The 350-nt window shown below is 44.3% G+C and carries 1 protein-coding gene; it reads right to left on the bottom strand.

The window, feature by feature from the left end; all coding sequences use genetic code 11:
- On the bottom strand, positions 1–222 hold a 222-nt coding region (locus FC47_RS10270), incomplete at its 3' end, for a DUF2922 domain-containing protein (protein WP_056968830.1).
- Between the last annotated feature and the right edge of the window lie 128 nt (positions 223–350).

Genomic DNA, 350 nt, shown 5'->3' with positions numbered 1-350 from the left:
TGGCGAGTTGTCAAATACAACCGTTTCTTGAACGTCAACATACTTAGCTGACACTGGCTGTTCGTAGAGGAATTCGTCAGAGTGCTGGAACAGTTTCAGCGCTGCCAGAGATTTCATCACTGGCAGAATAGTTTCTTCCTTCAGATCTGGCTTAGCATTGTGCACCTTAAATACGTGCTTGCCGCCAAGACTGCCTTTAAAAGTCAATTCAAGTGTCTTCATAGTTCAGATCTCCTTTCAAATATAATTCCTGACTACATCTTGATCAAATCGATCGTGTTGACTACCCGGCCGTAGAAGTACGTTTCGTTGGACAAGTCGGTCAATACCTTGATGCAGCCGTTGATCTG

The organism is Limosilactobacillus mucosae DSM 13345 (assembly GCF_001436025.1).
Taxonomy (GTDB): domain Bacteria; phylum Bacillota; class Bacilli; order Lactobacillales; family Lactobacillaceae; genus Limosilactobacillus; species Limosilactobacillus mucosae.
This window is presented reverse-complemented; position numbering and strand designations above follow the sequence as displayed.